16 protein-coding genes are annotated in these 15,009 nt (G+C 40.9%); 9 read left to right on the forward strand and 7 right to left on the reverse strand.

Features of this window, described 5'->3' with window-relative positions; genetic code table 11:
- Positions 1 to 24 precede the first annotated feature (24 nt).
- The 6 genes from DXX92_RS09790 to DXX92_RS09815 all read left to right on the forward strand — a co-directional run bounded on the left by DXX92_RS09790 (position 25) and on the right by DXX92_RS09815 (position 2,854).
- Positions 25 to 618 carry a DNA-3-methyladenine glycosylase I gene (locus tag DXX92_RS09790; RefSeq protein WP_116000291.1) on the forward strand — a complete coding sequence of 198 codons (594 nt, stop codon included), beginning with the start codon at positions 25 to 27 and terminating at the stop codon, positions 616 to 618.
- A 112-nt stretch (positions 619 to 730) separates the two neighbouring features.
- Positions 731 to 1,399 (forward strand): Bax inhibitor-1/YccA family protein, encoded by a 669-nt coding sequence (locus DXX92_RS09795; RefSeq protein ID WP_116000292.1) that lies wholly within the window; start codon positions 731 to 733, stop codon positions 1,397 to 1,399.
- Positions 1,400 to 1,497: 98 nt separating this feature from the next.
- Entirely contained in the window at positions 1,498 to 1,863 is a 366-nt protein-coding gene (tusD, locus tag DXX92_RS09800; RefSeq protein ID WP_181901734.1) for a sulfurtransferase complex subunit TusD, read from the forward strand.
- Positions 1,860 to 2,222 carry a sulfurtransferase complex subunit TusC gene (gene tusC, locus DXX92_RS09805; protein WP_116000294.1) on the forward strand — a complete coding sequence of 121 codons (363 nt, stop codon included), beginning with the start codon at positions 1,860 to 1,862 and terminating at the stop codon, positions 2,220 to 2,222. The genes tusD and tusC overlap by 4 nt, the downstream gene beginning before the upstream one ends.
- Before the next feature lie 10 nt (positions 2,223 to 2,232).
- A complete protein-coding gene (gene tusB, locus DXX92_RS09810) occupies positions 2,233 to 2,526 on the forward strand; it encodes a sulfurtransferase complex subunit TusB (RefSeq protein ID WP_116000295.1) in 294 nt (97 codons plus the stop codon).
- A 1-nt stretch (position 2,527) separates the two neighbouring features.
- The gene (locus DXX92_RS09815) at positions 2,528 to 2,854 is read left to right on the forward strand and encodes a TusE/DsrC/DsvC family sulfur relay protein (protein WP_116000296.1); all 327 of its coding nucleotides are present in this window, start codon (positions 2,528 to 2,530) and stop codon (positions 2,852 to 2,854) included.
- 33 nt (positions 2,855 to 2,887) lie between these two features.
- Here DXX92_RS09815 and DXX92_RS09820 read toward each other — a convergent pair whose 3' ends face one another.
- On the reverse strand, positions 2,888 to 3,088 hold the full coding sequence (locus tag DXX92_RS09820) for a hypothetical protein (RefSeq protein ID WP_116000297.1): 201 nt from the start codon (positions 3,086 to 3,088) through the stop codon (positions 2,888 to 2,890).
- A gap of 212 nt (positions 3,089 to 3,300) precedes the next feature.
- On the reverse strand, positions 3,301 to 4,752 hold the full coding sequence (locus tag DXX92_RS09825) for a glyceraldehyde-3-phosphate dehydrogenase (RefSeq protein WP_116000298.1): 1,452 nt from the start codon (positions 4,750 to 4,752) through the stop codon (positions 3,301 to 3,303).
- Positions 4,753 to 4,920: 168 nt separating this feature from the next.
- On the opposite strand from DXX92_RS09825, the gene DXX92_RS09830 reads away from it, so the two are divergent.
- Entirely contained in the window at positions 4,921 to 5,721 is an 801-nt protein-coding gene (locus DXX92_RS09830; RefSeq protein WP_116000299.1) for a DUF2989 domain-containing protein, read from the forward strand.
- A gap of 64 nt (positions 5,722 to 5,785) precedes the next feature.
- On the opposite strand, the gene msrB is transcribed toward DXX92_RS09830, so the two are convergent.
- Complete coding sequence (gene msrB / locus DXX92_RS09835) at positions 5,786 to 6,163, reverse strand: peptide-methionine (R)-S-oxide reductase MsrB (protein ID WP_116000300.1); 378 nt, start codon at positions 6,161 to 6,163, stop codon at positions 5,786 to 5,788.
- Positions 6,164 to 6,173: 10 nt separating this feature from the next.
- Positions 6,174 to 7,697 (reverse strand): NADP-dependent phosphogluconate dehydrogenase, encoded by a 1,524-nt coding sequence (gene gndA, locus DXX92_RS09840; RefSeq protein ID WP_116000301.1) that lies wholly within the window; start codon positions 7,695 to 7,697, stop codon positions 6,174 to 6,176.
- Positions 7,698 to 7,937: 240 nt separating this feature from the next.
- On the opposite strand from gndA, the gene gap reads away from it, so the two are divergent.
- Positions 7,938 to 8,933, forward strand: a complete 996-nt coding sequence (gene gap / locus DXX92_RS09845) for a type I glyceraldehyde-3-phosphate dehydrogenase (RefSeq protein WP_116000302.1) — start codon at positions 7,938 to 7,940, stop codon at positions 8,931 to 8,933.
- Between the two features lie 205 nt (positions 8,934 to 9,138).
- Positions 9,139 to 11,412, forward strand: coding sequence for a hypothetical protein (locus DXX92_RS09850; RefSeq protein WP_245961451.1), 2,274 nt, complete (start codon positions 9,139 to 9,141; stop codon positions 11,410 to 11,412).
- A 101-nt stretch (positions 11,413 to 11,513) separates the two neighbouring features.
- Here DXX92_RS09850 and DXX92_RS09855 read toward each other — a convergent pair whose 3' ends face one another.
- The 3 genes from DXX92_RS09855 to edd are packed head-to-tail and all read right to left on the reverse strand — an operon-like array spanning position 11,514 to position 15,009.
- The gene (locus DXX92_RS09855; RefSeq protein WP_116000303.1) at positions 11,514 to 12,158 is read right to left on the reverse strand and encodes a bifunctional 4-hydroxy-2-oxoglutarate aldolase/2-dehydro-3-deoxy-phosphogluconate aldolase; all 645 of its coding nucleotides are present in this window, start codon (positions 12,156 to 12,158) and stop codon (positions 11,514 to 11,516) included.
- Positions 12,155 to 13,180 carry a glucokinase gene (locus tag DXX92_RS09860; protein WP_116000304.1) on the reverse strand — a complete coding sequence of 342 codons (1,026 nt, stop codon included), beginning with the start codon at positions 13,178 to 13,180 and terminating at the stop codon, positions 12,155 to 12,157. Before DXX92_RS09860 ends, DXX92_RS09855 begins: the two co-directional genes overlap by 4 nt.
- Entirely contained in the window at positions 13,180 to 15,009 is a 1,830-nt protein-coding gene (gene edd / locus DXX92_RS09865) for a phosphogluconate dehydratase (RefSeq protein ID WP_116000305.1), read from the reverse strand. Before edd ends, DXX92_RS09860 begins: the two co-directional genes overlap by 1 nt.

Raw genomic sequence — 15,009 nt, forward strand, 5'->3', positions numbered from 1 at the left:
TTAAAGCAAAAAGGCTAAAAATTAATGAATAAATGTCGCTGCCCTTGGCTAGATGAATCTAAACCAGATTATGTAAAGTACCATGATGAAGAATGGGGACTACCTGTTAAAGAAGACCAAAAGCTGTTTGAGTTTCTCGTTTTAGAGTCGGCACAGGCAGGCTTAAGTTGGTATACCATATTGAAACGCCGCGAACACTATCGAACAGCCTTCGCAAATTACGATGTTAATACGGTTAGCCAATTTACTGAGGATGACGTAGAAAAGTTAATGCTAAATAACGGTATTATTCGCAATCGCAAGAAAATAGAAGCAGCAATAAACAACGCCTCCCGCTTTATTGAAATACAACAAGAATTTGGTAGCTTTGCCAACTATCAGTGGTCGTTTGTTGGTAATAAGACCATAGTCAATGCCCCTAAACAATTAAGTGACTACCCAGCTACGACAGAAGTTTCAGATAAGCTTGCGAAAGACATGAAAAAGCGCGGTTTTAAATTTCTCGGTTCAACAACTATTTACGCGCACATGCAAGCCTGTGGCATGGTTAACGATCATTCGGTAGACTGTTTCAGAAGAAAACAAATAATTGATCTCTTTCAGCAAGAAATAGCGTAGTAATTTTAAAATCTGCGTGCCATAATATGTCACGCATTGACAATTTGGGCTTGAACTTTTTGTTATTGCCCAAATCTACATAATTAGAAAATAAGTTCATAGAGGAAAGTTTATGCAAACAAATATGAATCTAGGTACTGCAAGTCAAAGTAGTGCTATTGAAATTAATAAGGTATTGCGAAATACCTACATGCTTTTAGGCATGACCTTAGCGTTTAGTGCGGTTACTGCTGGTGTTTCAATGGCCATGAATTTATCGCATATGGCTGCTTTAGTCATGACGCTTGTTGCTTTTGGTTTACTATTTGTTGTTAACAAGCAAGCAGACAAAGCCAACGGTATTTTCTGGATTTTTGCTTTCACTGGCTTAATGGGCGCCTCACTAGGGCCATTACTTAATATGTATGCTGCTCTACCTGGTGGTCCATCATTAATTATGCAAGCGTTAGGCGGCACGGCGTTAATTTTCTTTGCTTTGTCAGGCTACGCACTAACAAGTAAGAAAGACTTCTCATTTATGGGTGGTTTCTTAATGGTTGGTTTAATTGTGGTATTGATCGCTGGTATCGCGAATATCTTCTTCGCTATTCCTGCAGTATCACTAGCGTTAAACGCTGCGATTGTGATGATTATGTCTGGTTTAATTTTATTCGATACTAGCCGCATTATTCACGGCGGTGAGCGCAACTATATTCGCGCTACAGTGTCGTTATACCTAAACATTTACAACTTGTTTGTTAGCCTACTTCAACTATTAGGCGCATTTAATTCAGACGATTAATTCTGAATTGATATTAATATATAATAAAGCCCCGTTTTAAAACGGGGCTTTTTTTATTTGCGACTTTTACTTTATGACAACGAGCTATTAGGAAATCTGTGTCTGTTTATACTTTGGTAGTGACTACTCCACCCCATCAGAACAATACCGCCACGGTAATTGAATTTGCAGAATCAATTTTAACGGCTGGGCATCAAATTAACGGTATTTTTTTCTATCAAGACGGTGTGCTTAACGCGAGCACATTGACGTCAATACCTAACGATGAATTCCAAGCGCCAGCCGCTTTTGTGAAACTTCATAACGATCACCAAGTAGCGCTACATTTGTGCATAACTGCGGGTGAGAAACGCGGTTTAACCGACCAAGATGGTGTAATAAATATAAATCCAGCATTTACCGTATCTGGTTTGGGGGAAATGGTAGAACTGACATCTACAGCAGACAAGGTGATTCAGCTATGAGTTCAACTTCACTAGCCGTTATTAATACGAAAGCGCCTTTTGCGACTAGTCATGGTAAAGATGCTTTAGACCTAGCACTTATCTTTGGTAGTTATGAGCAACAAATATCGCTATTTTTTATTGGCGATGGTGTTTTTCAACTACTTCAACGGTGTGACGGTATTACATTAAACGTAAAAGACTTTACCAAAACTTTCGCGGCATTGTCGTTCTACGATATAGAAAACGTTTATGTCAGCCAAGAATCATTAACTAAACGCTCATTAAACAAGAGCTCATTAATTGATGGCGTAGAGGTTTTATCTGATGATGTAATTCAGCAGTACCTTAGCCAACACACCGCAGCGTTAACATTCTAAAGGTTTATCAATGACAAGTTTGCACCTTATCCGAACATCTTCATTTAGCAGCGATAGTTTTACGAATGCTTTAACAGTGATGAAAAGTAGTGACCGAATTATTTTATTAGACGACGGCGTTTACAGCATTAATCACCCTATCCTACAAAAGGCTTTAGCCTTAGTGGGCAAAGAAAACCTTTTTGTGATCGAGCATCACTATTTGGCACGAGGTTTAGTGACTGATGATGCGTTGAATTTTATCTCAATGGCAGCACTCGTTGCACTAACTGAAGCTGCAAATCAAATTATTACATGGCAATAGTATGCAATTTAACAATCAAACAATAGAACTCGATAAACACGGCTATTTAATCGATTTTCAACAATGGAGTGAGGAACTCGCACCTGAATTGGCAAAACAAGACGATGTAGAGTTGACCGAAGCGCATTGGGAAGTGATCCGCTTTGTGCGCGAATTTTATGTAAAATTTAACACTTCGCCAGCAATTCGCGCGCTAACTAAAGCAATGAAAGACGAATTCGGTGAAGAAAAGGCAAACAGCCGTTACTTATATCGATTGTTTCCCGAAGGGCCTGCAAAGCAAGCAACAAAATACGCAGGCTTACCAAAACCTGCGCGTTGTATTTAGTTTGCTAACGTCAGTGAGCGATTTAAACAAACGTTAGACTTTGATATTAATGTTGTTACCCGAGCTCGCTGTCGGTGGGCTTACTTGGCCACCAGCAAGGCTAGATTCGATGAGATCAACAGCGATCTGGCCTTCCACTTCTGTTTGACTATTTTCTCGCTGTGCACCTTTTACTTCTAGTGCGTTTCCGCCATCTACATTCACTGGTGTTGAAGAACCGATGGTTAAAGTCATAACTACCTCTCATTACATGACAATATTAACACGTTAGTGTTCCTGATCTATTTATCGGAAAAACTACGAAAAGCTTTAGCGCTTTTAATGGCTAACTCAGTGAATATTTCCTTAAAACCGCTTTGACTATTTTTTAAATAAGCAGCTGAAGCTTCAACATGTACAAAAAAAGCGCCGAAGCGCTTTTTTAATCGTAATCCATAAATGCAAGCTTACGCTGCTGGCAAGTTTGGTACAAAGATCCCCGCCATTTCTTGCATAACACGTACAACTTGGCAACTGTAGCCAAATTCATTGTCGTACCATACGTATAATACAGCGCGATCTTCATCAACAATGGTTGCTTGAGAATCAACAACACCAGCATAGCGAGAGCCAACTAAATCCGTTGATACAATTTCAGTTGACGCTGTGTAATCTACTTGGTTTTGTAGATCTGAGTTTAACGAAATATCACGTAGGTAATCATTTAAACCGTCAGTGGTAGTTGCTTCTTTAAGGTTTAAATTCATGATTGCCATAGAAACATTTGGCGTTGGAACGCGAATCGCGTTACCTGTTAACAAACCTTTTAATTCAGGCAATGCTTTAGCAACCGCTTTAGCTGCACCTGTAGAAGTAATAACCATGTTAAGTGGCGCACTGCGACCACGACGCGGCGACTTGTGGTAGTTATCAATTAAGTTTTGGTCGTTAGTGTACGAGTGAACCGTTTCTACGTGGCCGTTTTTAATACCAAACTTATCGTTTACCGCTTTAAGTACAGGTGTGATTGCATTGGTTGTACAGCTAGCCGCTGAAACAATTTTATCTTCAGCCAAGATCATATCGTGGTTTACACCGTAAACAATGTTCTTGATATCACCTTTAGCTGGTGCCGTTAATAATACTTTAGCCACACCGTTTGATTGTAAGTGCTGGCCTAGACCTTCTTCGTCTGACCAAATACCTGTATTATCAACTACTAGCGCATTGTTAATACCGTATGCAGTGTAATCAACATCAGCTGGTGATTTTGCGTAGATAACTTGAATGAAAGCACCGTTAGCTTTGATAACGTTGTTTTCTTCATCAATAGTAATACTACCGTTAAACGAACCATGTACAGAATCGCGACGAAGTAAGCTAGCACGTTTTGCTAAATCACCTTCTTTACCTGGGCGGATAACAATGGCGCGTAAACGTAATTTTGACGAAGGACCCGTTTTTTCAATTAATAAACGAGCAAGTAAACGACCGATACGGCCAAAACCATAAAGCACAACATCTTGCGCTGCTGGCTCTTCACTATTGACAGCTAAACTGTCAGCAAGTTCTTTTTCTAAGTACTGTTCAATCGTTAAACCATTCGCACCACCTAAAAATAGGTAATTGTAAGCAAGTTTACCAATATCAACGCGCGCTGGTGATAATGACATCTTGGTTAACGCTTCTAAAAATGGGAAACTCTCACGTAAGCGTAATTTACTTTCTTCGTGTAATGCGACAGACTTGTGTGCTTTGACGATATCAATGGCCGAAGCATTAACGAGAGAACGACCATAAACAGCAACTTCAATTCCTTTATTGCGGAATAGTTGGCTGATAATAGGTAACATATTTTCGGCGAATGTTTGGCGCTCTTGCCAGCTTGCTTGATATTGTTCCTCAAGATGAGAAGTCATTACTTAAACCTTATATTTCCATGAAGTGATCGTTTGACTATTATCAATGTTTTAATATGACGTTATGATTAATAATAGCTACTTGCTTGATGCGGCGGACATTGTAATGCACAGTGAAAGTTTTCGCTACCACCTACATAAAAATTTCCAAGTTTACTTGAGTATTAAATGAAGCATTTACCCTTACTACTACTTTCTCCTTTGCTACTAATGGCTTGCGATACAGGACCAGATCTCGCGAAAATATGCAAGGAATCGCCAGCTATGTGCGAAGAGTTTATTGAAGATACTTGGTGTAAGAAAGAACGTGTAAAAACAATTTATCACAACTACGCACTTACACAGACAGGTGCAGATAAGCAAAAGTTCGATTTGTTAATCGCTTACGAAGAGTATGCAGCTTGTATGGATCACGCTTCGCAAATAGAACATATCAAACTCAAGTACAAAAAACGTAACCGTATTGATAATGCAATAAAGGCAAAAGAGCGTATCAAGCAGCTAAGTGAAGAAACACTGCGCTCTGAACACCCCGAGTTATTGTTTTATCACTGGTCACGGTATTTAAATGAAGGCGCGCTCGCAAAATTTTTAGCGATGGAAGGAAGTAAAGCATTAGAAACAGCTGCTTCACAATTTAACTTGGCCACTTATTATATTAAACGCGATCCCGACAAAACCTTAGATCTACTATTTCATGCATTGGAATTACAGGCCGATGATTCGCCGGTAAACACTGAGATATTCAAATCTATTACGACAATATTTACAGATAAAGAAGAGTTTAAACAAGCTTACATTTGGTTAAAAATACTCACCCTTTACGATCCTGAAGATATTGATAGTAGCGAGCAAGGATTAATGGCATTTGCGCAATTCCACAAGTTGGATGCTGACTTTCTCGATAAGGTTGCGAGCGCAACCTTAGATAAGATTACCGATGGTACCTTTACTGCTCCACGCCATTAGGAGCAGTAAGGTGTTCTTTATTCCCTTAGGTGCTAGCTATTCTTCGTCGTTTGATTAGTCTGAACTATAGTTCTTGTTCAAAAATCAAGCTCAAAGAGTTCACACAATAACGCTTGCCAGTAGGTGCTGGGCCGTCATCAAATACATGGCCGAGGTGCGAGTCACAATGCTTACACTGAATTTCAACCCTTACCATATTGTGAGTCAAATCTTCCAAGTAAGCGACGTTATCATCTAAACAATCATAAAAACTTGGCCAACCGCACCCAGCATTAAATTTTGTTACTGACGAAAACAAAGGACGTTCACAACAGGCACAATGATAACTTCCTTCAAGCCAGTGATCATTATATTTGCCCGTAAAAGGCCGCTCAGTCGCCGCTAATCGACACACAGCATAGGCTTCTGGGCTTAATTTATCTTTATAATGATCCTGACTCATAGTCTACCTACTAAATTTTTTGAATTGCGCGTTCCTGCGATGACCATTCAACATGATACTTCTTACCCGCTGCTTTATCTAAACGTTCAAACGTATGGGCACCAAAGAAATCACGCTGACCCTGCAATAAGTTTGCTGGCAACACCGCTGAGCGCATTGAATCGTAGTACGACAATGATGAAGACAACGCCCCTGCCGGAATACCCATCAAAGTAATTTCAGCAACCGCCTGACGCCAGTTCGCTTGGTGTGTATTAAGCTGTTCAACAAAGAATTCATCGAGGAATAGGTTCTCTAACTCTTCATTGCGCTCAAACGCTTCAGTAATTGATTGCAAGAACACAGCGCGAATAATACAGCCTGCACGCCATATTTTAGCGATGCTGGCAAAGTCTAGCGTCCAATTATGTTCTTTTGCTGCAAGTTTCATTAACTGGAAGCCTTGTGCGTAAGCACAAATCTTTGCACAGTATATTGCATCATGTAGGCGGGCGATGAATGCTTGTTTGTCTTCCTCAGAAAGCGTTTTCTGCGCAGGGCCTTGTAAAAGTTCAGATGCGGTAACACGCATATCTTTGAAAGACGAAATTGAACGTGCGTATACAGCCTGTGAAATTGTCGGCGCTGGGCACCCTACTTCTAAGCTACTTACCGCTGTCCACAAACCAGTACCTTTTTGGCCGGCTTTATCCAGAATTAAATCAACTAGTGGCGTTTCGTCTTCTATCTTGTGACGCAAAACTTCCACTGAGATTTCCATTAGGTAGCTATCTAATGGACCTTGGTTCCACTGTTCGAAGGTATCAGCAATTTCATCACAGCTCATGCCTAAGCCATTTCGTAGTACATGATACGCTTCACAGATAATTTGCATATCTGCGTATTCAATACCATTGTGCACCATTTTTACGTAGTGACCTGCACCTGCTGGGCCAATATAGGCGGCACATGGATCGCCACCTTCTATTATTTGACCTGGCTCAACACGCTCAATTGGCTTACCAGTTTTAGGGTCTACCTTGGCAGAAATAGCCTCCCAAATTGGCTTAATGCGAGTCCACGCATAAGGAGAACCACTTGGCATAAGCGCAGGACCAAATCTTGCGCCAACTTCACCGCCAGATACCGCTGACGAGAACAAAATAAATTGATTTTTGTAACGCTCTTCGCGCTCAACCGTATCAACCCATAAACTATTACCAGTATCGATAACAATATCGTCTGGTTGAATACCGGCTCCTATCAAGCTCTCGCAAACTTGATCTACTGGCTCACCAGCGGGAACAGACAGAACAATTAAATGAGGGGCTTTTAGTTGTGAGAGGAGTTCAGTGTAAGACGAGCAACCATAAACACGTTGGCTATCTGTTTTGTTTTCTTCCTTGTCTTGCTCAATTGCATCATTTACTTTTTCTTGGCTTAAATCAAAAGCAGCAATTTTATAGCCGTTATCAGCAAGATTAAGTACAAGGTTTTTACCCATTACACCTAAGCCGATAAAGCCGATGTCACACAATGCTTTCTCTTGTGTCATATTCTAATTCCGAGGGTTAATACAGTGGATGTCGGCGCATCAATGCGCCATGTTTCCACTATTTTATCATGGGAATTTCCATAACGCTTCAGTTAAAACGTATAAAGCTGTTAATTTTTCTTGGTTTTTTAGTAACAATCCGAAATTTAATTTAACTAAATTACATAACCAAGTGTTTTACTCTTGTATTTTTTATTTATTGGTGTAATTTTACTACATTAATAAAATTCAGGAATTCACATGACTATTAAAGTTGGTATAAACGGCTTTGGTCGCATCGGCCGTTTTGTATTTAGAGCGGCGCAAGAACGCCAAGATATTGAAATTGTCGGTATTAACGACTTAATTGACGTAGATTACATGGCTTACATGCTTAAATATGATTCAACTCATGGTCGCTTTAACGGTCAAGTTGATGTCGTTGATGGCAATTTAGTGGTAAATGGTCAAACAGTTCGTGTCACCGCTGAACGCGATCCAGAGCAGTTAAAGTGGAATGACATTGGAGCGGATGTGGTTGTTGAGGCAACAGGATTGTTCTTAACTGATGAAACAGCACGAAAGCACATTAAAGCTGGCGCTAAAAAAGTTGTCATGTCGGCACCGTCTAAAGACGCTACACCAATGTTTGTTATGGGCGTAAACCATAGCGAATATCAAGGTGAAGATGTTGTATCGAATGCTTCTTGTACTACCAACTGCTTAGCACCAATTGCTAAAGTGCTCAATGACAATTGGGGTATTACAGACGGCTTAATGACTACAGTTCATGCTACGACTGCGACCCAAAAAACCGTCGATGGCCCTTCTGCAAAAGACTGGCGTGGTGGCCGCGGTGCTGGTCAAAATATTATTCCATCTTCAACGGGAGCGGCAAAAGCCGTTGGAAAAGTTATTCCTGAACTAAATGGCAAGTTAACGGGTATGGCATTTCGTGTGCCAACGCCAAATGTGTCAGTTGTCGACTTAACGGTAAACCTTGCGAAGCCAGCAAGTTATGAAGAAATCTGTACGGCAATGAAAAGTGCTGCACAAGGTGAACTAGCGGGCGTATTGGGTTACACAGAAGACCAAGTAGTTTCAAATGACTTTATCGGTGAAAAATGCACTTCAGTATTTGATGCTGGTGCAGGTATTGCCTTAACAGATACCTTCGTCAAAGTTGTATCTTGGTATGACAACGAAATTGGCTACTCAAATAAAGTACTCGATTTAGTTGCATACATAGCCAAGTAATCGACAGCGAAATAAGCAAATCAAACAAAGTTAGATTTACGCTAATTGAACACTTAGAAAAGTCGGCACTCGCCGACTTTTTTGTTAACTATTAAGCAATTATTCTATTCATCTACTATCTTCAGGCTATAGGCGAACTCACTCGTCTTATTAAGCATTGCAAAAGTGCTTACAAATCGTTGGGAACAAAGCCAGAGAGGATGATATGCAGAAAAACAAACCAAGCAAGGTAGCTAGTAACCAAGTAAACTCCCCTCAGCGCAAAACAAGAGAGCCACTTAAAGCTCATTCCCCTTCTTCCAATTCGACCACTGCAAGAGAAGAAGAAACGATTTCGAATAAACGTACGATTGCAACGAATAGTAATGAAACTAGTGACTTCATTGGCGCAGATAAATACAATTATTTCACCGAAAAAGACGTCTCACTAATACTTAAAAATTTGGATAACTTGCGAGGTGAGGTCTACCCCAATTCGCATGCTTCGGAAGACGAAGATCTTATACCCCCAAACTTTCCCTCAGTCTGTTTAATTGGTTTGGGTCGCTGTGGTTCAAATATCGCCTTAGATGTTGCCTGCCTTGTTCACAATGCTCGTAATTACTATCTAGATGAATTTCACAACGCCCAACTGCAAGCACAAGAAAATGATAGCAAACCACTGAAATGGATTCAGCGCAGCCTTAATATTCAACCGTCTAAAGCAGTAAAGCCGGTATTCCTTATCGAGCCTTTGGTCATGCTTGGTGATTTAGACAAAGACATCGAAGGTCGTATTCGATTCTCCTCTAAGGGTTTTGACAATAATTTCCTTAAAGATTACAACAAACTCAAAATCATGGATCTGTCTGAAGTACATGCGGGCGGTGCGGGCAACGCACCTATTCTCGGCCAATATTTGGCGAAAATAATTCTGAACAAAAATACCGATCAATTCACTAATCAAGATTGGAAGTTTATTCACTCGTATTTAATAGATTCATGCGGTATTAAAGCCAACCAATCGCGCTTGTATTTTTACATTTTTAGCGCTGGTGGTGGCACAGGGTCTGGCATGGCGTCAGAATTTGGTTTGGCTCAGCAATATTCGTATATGAATAAAACGTTCGATACAAAGTCGGAGCGGGATTTAGCCAGTCACAATCAATCGTTTGTCTTTGAGCCCATTTTTACTAGCGGTATCTGTATCTTACCCAATATTTCAGATCAGTACGTCGAAACGTCGGAAGCCCTGCATATCAACGCAGGCCGCCTGTTATGTAAATATCTGTCGGAAGAATGGAATTTCTCGTACAGCATGGATAACGAAAATACGTCAATAACTAACATGATACCCCACATACGGCCTTGGAATGCGATGATGTTAATTTCCAACGATATCATGCGCTACGCCGAACAAAACGATAAAGACGGTGGCATGCAATTTATTGATGTTAACTCGATGGAACGACACGCGAATCAATATATTAGTCAACAGATTTTCAACATTTTAACGGCGCAAGCGGTCACCACAGATTACGACGAAAATTATTTTAGACGCGCGGGTATTGATATCGGCGAAACCATTCGGCTTGACGCCAATGATTTATTTATGAGTTTGGCAGGCCCTGTAGCAATTGCATATGCAGAATCTGTGGTTGGAGATAGCGAACATTCTGGTGAAAGTAAAAAGCTATTCAATACCGATGAACAATCACTCGATATTGATGATCTTTTTTATCGCTCAATCGACCTGCCGCACTTTAATAAACAAACTCAAGCCATCGAAGGCATCAGTATTTTACCTATTGAGTCTAATCAATATCGTGTCGCCCTAGAACACTATAAAAAGCATGACTACGATGCTTCAGTACTTAAAAAGCTGCATTTTTATAAAAACTGCTCTTCTGTGGTTTCAATCGTATCACTGCCGAAAGACTATAAACTTTCTTACATGGATTTAAATAAATTAAAAATGCACCTGAATAATTTATTTCCAAATACCACATTAAAACGCTACGCCCTTGTTATTGGTGCCTCTGCAAACTTGTCATTAACTACGTTAATAGCTAAAAGTCCTTGTCTAAGCGACGACTTCTTAACGCTTTTTGTTGCATATATAAAACGTTGTTTTGCACGAGATAACTATCGATTTGACGATACGGTAGACAAGCGAATTATTGAGTTTATTAAGGCTGATGAATTCGATGTAAAAGAAGTCGATAAGTTGTTACTGGAGTTTGAAAATCCGGCCAAGATTCTCGACACAAATTGGTATGCCATTAAGCCGATGTATGAGAAGAAGTATCGGGAGCTGATTAATGACAACAAGCAGTTTACGTCAATTAATGACATTCGACTAACCTTGGATAACGTTAAAAATGCAATCTACTATTTACGCGAAATATATCGCCACCGTATCAGCAAAACAAATGTTATTTCCTTGAATAACACTATCTCAATTAGCGATATTGACATTAAGGACAAGAATAGCGACTAAGCCAACACTTTTAGGCTAACCAAACAAAAAACCAGTCAATAACGACTGGTTTTTCTATATTAAAGCAACTAACTTAGTCGTTATTTTACAACGCTAGCTTGTTAGACATGAGCCAAGGCTTCTTGCGCCAGCTCAGTAATTGCCGTCCAATTTTTTTGCTTAATGATGTTGTCAGAGACCAACCAAGAGCCACCACAACATGCCACATTCCCTAAAGATAAATAGTTGTTAACATTGTTTAGGTTAATACCACCCGTTGGACAGAACTTGATGTTAGGGAAAGGTCCACCAATGGATTTAATTGCCTTAACGCCACCTGATGCCTCAGCGGGGAAAAACTTAAAGTGGTCATAACCAAAGTCAATGCCATCCATTAATTCTGAAATCGAGGATATTCCTGGAATTAATGCAATATCACCTTCATTACCCGCTTTAAGCAAATCTTTGGTTAACCCAGGGCTAATAGCAAACTTAGCGCCTGCATCTCGTGATCTTTGCAATAATTCACGGTTAGTTACGGTACCCGCGCCAACCACAGCATCTGGTAAATTCTTAGCAATGGTCTCAATAACCTGCAACGCAGAAGGTGTGCGAAGCGTAACTTCTAATACGTTAATATTAGCAGCCATTAGCGCTTCAGCGATCGGCAACGCATCTTCAACATGCTCGATAACAAGTACAGGCACAATTGGTCCCATTGCAAATAGCTCAGATGGCGCCAGTTGCCATTTTTTTAAATCCTTCATAATGCCTCTTTCTTATCTTGTATATCGTCTTGTAAATCGTGTTGAAGGTTGTCTTGAAGAAGGTATGCGGTTGCACCCAAAATCCCAGGTTGAGATTCAGTAATCACATAAGTAGGAATGTTTTGGTTAAAACCAGACATACGGCCTTTTTCTTCGAAACGTTGCCTAAAATCACTGCTTTTAAAATACTCTATAAATCTTGGAACTATGCCACCAGCAATATAAACTCCGCCGAAACTTCCTAGCGTTAATGCTAGATTGCCAGCAAAGCTGCCAAGTGTTTTGCAAAATTGTGCTAAAGCTTGAGCACATACTTCACACTCGCTTGCTAAGGCGCGAGTGGTAATATCTTGTGCGGCTAGCTCGGTCTCAACCGAGGAATTTTTACTGGCAAGCGCTTGGTATATTTGTTCAATCCCCAAGCCAGAAAGCAGCTGCTCATACGAAACATGCTGATATTTCGTCAGTAAAAATTCCAATATGTCGATTTCTTGTTTATCTACAGGCGCAAAGTCGACATGTCCACCCTCGCCGCTTAAACTTAACCAAGTTTCTTGCTGTTGGGCATCTTGCTCTTGAATTAGGTTCGCAACACCTAAACCAGTGCCCGGCCCACAAACCGAAATAGGTTTACCAGCGACTGACTCACCACCACCAATTTGAACTTTTTGCTCATCACTTAGCATAGGAATCGCGTGGGCAATTGCGGTAAAGTCATTAATAAGCAGTAACTTGTTGAGCCCAAGAGCCGATTTCAATTGTGTTTTTGAAAATTGCCAAGGTAAGTTGGTCATAACCACAAGATCATTTTCGACCGGGCATGCTATTGCAAAACATGCATTGATTGTTTTACCCGACAGCTGCTCTTTTTCAATAAAATCAGCAATTACTTCAACCAAACTTGCATATTTAGCGCATTGGTAAACAGTTAAGGCCTCGCAACTACCATCTTGCTGGGCAATGCCAATTCTTAAATTAGTGCCGCCAATATCGGCGACAATATTAACTACATTCTCGAGCATTAATGCTCACCCTCAAGATTACCAAATAGTGAACATGCGCCAGTGTCAGCTGAACTCAAGCTTTGACGCATAAAGCCAAACAACTCACGTCCCATACCTTCATGGTGGCCATTAACATTAAAATTAGCTAACGGACGCTGTGCTAACTCTTGTTCGTCAACTAACAAGGTTAATTCGCCTGATTCACCATCAACCATGATCATGTCGCCGTTCTGCACTTTAGCGATCCAACCACCATCTAGTGCTTCTGGACACAAGTGGATAGCAGCCGGCACTTTACCTGATGCACCAGACATACGTCCGTCAGTTACTAACGCAACTTTAAAACCCTTGTCTTGCAAAACACCTAACGGTGGCGTTAATTTATGAAGTTCAGGCATACCACGCGCTTTCGGCCCTTGAAAGCGCACTACTGCAACAAAGTCTTTTTCAAGCTCACCAGCTTTAAATGCAGCTTCTAATTCGTGTTGATCTTCAAAAACAACGGCTGGCGCTTTAATCACTGTACTGCCATCGCGTAGTGCAGACGTTTTTAGTACTGAAGTTCCCAAGTTACCTTTGAGTACTTTCAAGCCACCGTCTGGCTTGAATGGTTGTGCTGTAGTTGCGATCACTTCTGGATCGCCAGAAACGTCAGTACTGTCTACCCATACTAATTTGCCATTCTCTAGCAAAGGTTGCTGGGTGTAGCGTGTTAAGCCTTTACCACAAATCGTCTCTACATCTTCATGTAGTAAACCAGCACCGATTAGTTCTTTGAATAACAACGCCATACCACCTGCTTGTTGGAAGTGGTTAATATCGGCATGACCATTAGGATAAATGCGAGTGATCAGTGGGACTGCGTCCGACAAATCATTAAAATCTTGGAAGTCGATAATGATGCCGGCAGCTTTTGCAAATGCGATAATATGCATGGTTAAGTTTGTCGAACCACCAGTGGCAAGTAGTGCCACAATCGCGTTAACCACTGAGCGCTCGTCAACCATTTTACCAATAGGTAAGTAGTTACCTGATTGCTGTGTTAGACGCGTGACTTGGCGTGCTGCTGCTTTGGTTAACTCTTCACGTAGTTCCGTGTTTGGCGCGACAAAAGATGCACCCGGTAAATGCAAGCCCATTACTTCAACGACTAACTGGTTAGAGTTAGCTGTTCCAAAGAAAGTACAAGTACCAGCACTGTGATATGACGCTGATTCTGCTGCTAGTAGCTCTTCTTTGCCCACTTCACCTTTGGCAAATTGCTGTCTAACACGTGCTTTTTCTTTGTTAGGAATACCTGAAGGCATAGGGCCAGCTGGCACAAATACTGTTGGTAAGTGGCCAAAGGTTAAACTCGCTAATAACAAGCCAGGGACGATTTTGTCACAGATGCCAAGCATTAACGCGCCATCAAACATGTTGTGTGACAAGCCAACAGCCGTAGACATTGCAATCACATCTCGGCTCATCAAGCTCAGATCCATACCCGGTTGACCTTGGGTGACACCATCACACATTGCAGGTACACCACCGGCAAATTGAGCTACGCCACCAGTTTCAGATACTGCTTGCTTGATAATCGCTGGATACGTTTCGTAAGGCTGATGTGCCGAAAGCATATCGTTATAAGCTGATACAATGGCAATATCTGAGTGATTTAAACCTTTAAGTTTGTTTTTATCTTCTTTGCCACACGCAGCAAAGCCATGTGCTAAGTTGCCACAAGACAAACTGGCACGGTGGACTGTGTCCGATTTTGCTCGTTCAATTTTATCTAGGTAAGCCTGACGAGTAGGCTTACTGCGTTCTATGATTCGTTCAGTTATCGCTTGAATTTGGGGATTCAT

The organism is Thalassotalea euphylliae (assembly GCF_003390395.1).
Lineage (GTDB): Bacteria > Pseudomonadota > Gammaproteobacteria > Enterobacterales > Alteromonadaceae > Thalassotalea_F > Thalassotalea_F euphylliae_C.

Excerpts from the sequence above, each read along its gene's own strand:
- DXX92_RS09790 (WP_116000291.1), top strand. The coding sequence starts at position 25 with ATGAATAAATGTCGCTGCCCTTGGCTAGATGAATCTAAACCAGATTAT.
- DXX92_RS09795 (WP_116000292.1), top strand. The coding sequence starts at position 731 with ATGCAAACAAATATGAATCTAGGTACTGCAAGTCAAAGTAGTGCTATT.
- tusC (WP_116000294.1), top strand. The coding sequence starts at position 1,860 with ATGAGTTCAACTTCACTAGCCGTTATTAATACGAAAGCGCCTTTTGCG.
- tusB (WP_116000295.1), top strand. The coding sequence starts at position 2,233 with ATGACAAGTTTGCACCTTATCCGAACATCTTCATTTAGCAGCGATAGT.
- DXX92_RS09815 (WP_116000296.1), top strand. The coding sequence starts at position 2,528 with ATGCAATTTAACAATCAAACAATAGAACTCGATAAACACGGCTATTTA.
- DXX92_RS09820 (WP_116000297.1), bottom strand. The coding sequence starts at position 3,088 with ATGACTTTAACCATCGGTTCTTCAACACCAGTGAATGTAGATGGCGGA.
- DXX92_RS09825 (WP_116000298.1), bottom strand. The coding sequence starts at position 4,752 with ATGACTTCTCATCTTGAGGAACAATATCAAGCAAGCTGGCAAGAGCGC.
- DXX92_RS09830 (WP_116000299.1), top strand. The coding sequence starts at position 4,921 with ATGAAGCATTTACCCTTACTACTACTTTCTCCTTTGCTACTAATGGCT.
- msrB (WP_116000300.1), bottom strand. The coding sequence starts at position 6,163 with ATGAGTCAGGATCATTATAAAGATAAATTAAGCCCAGAAGCCTATGCT.
- gndA (WP_116000301.1), bottom strand. The coding sequence starts at position 7,697 with ATGACACAAGAGAAAGCATTGTGTGACATCGGCTTTATCGGCTTAGGT.
- gap (WP_116000302.1), top strand. The coding sequence starts at position 7,938 with ATGACTATTAAAGTTGGTATAAACGGCTTTGGTCGCATCGGCCGTTTT.
- DXX92_RS09850 (WP_245961451.1), top strand. The coding sequence starts at position 9,139 with ATGCAGAAAAACAAACCAAGCAAGGTAGCTAGTAACCAAGTAAACTCC.
- DXX92_RS09855 (WP_116000303.1), bottom strand. The coding sequence starts at position 12,158 with ATGAAGGATTTAAAAAAATGGCAACTGGCGCCATCTGAGCTATTTGCA.
- DXX92_RS09860 (WP_116000304.1), bottom strand. The coding sequence starts at position 13,180 with ATGCTCGAGAATGTAGTTAATATTGTCGCCGATATTGGCGGCACTAAT.
- edd (WP_116000305.1), bottom strand. The coding sequence starts at position 15,009 with ATGAATCCCCAAATTCAAGCGATAACTGAACGAATCATAGAACGCAGT.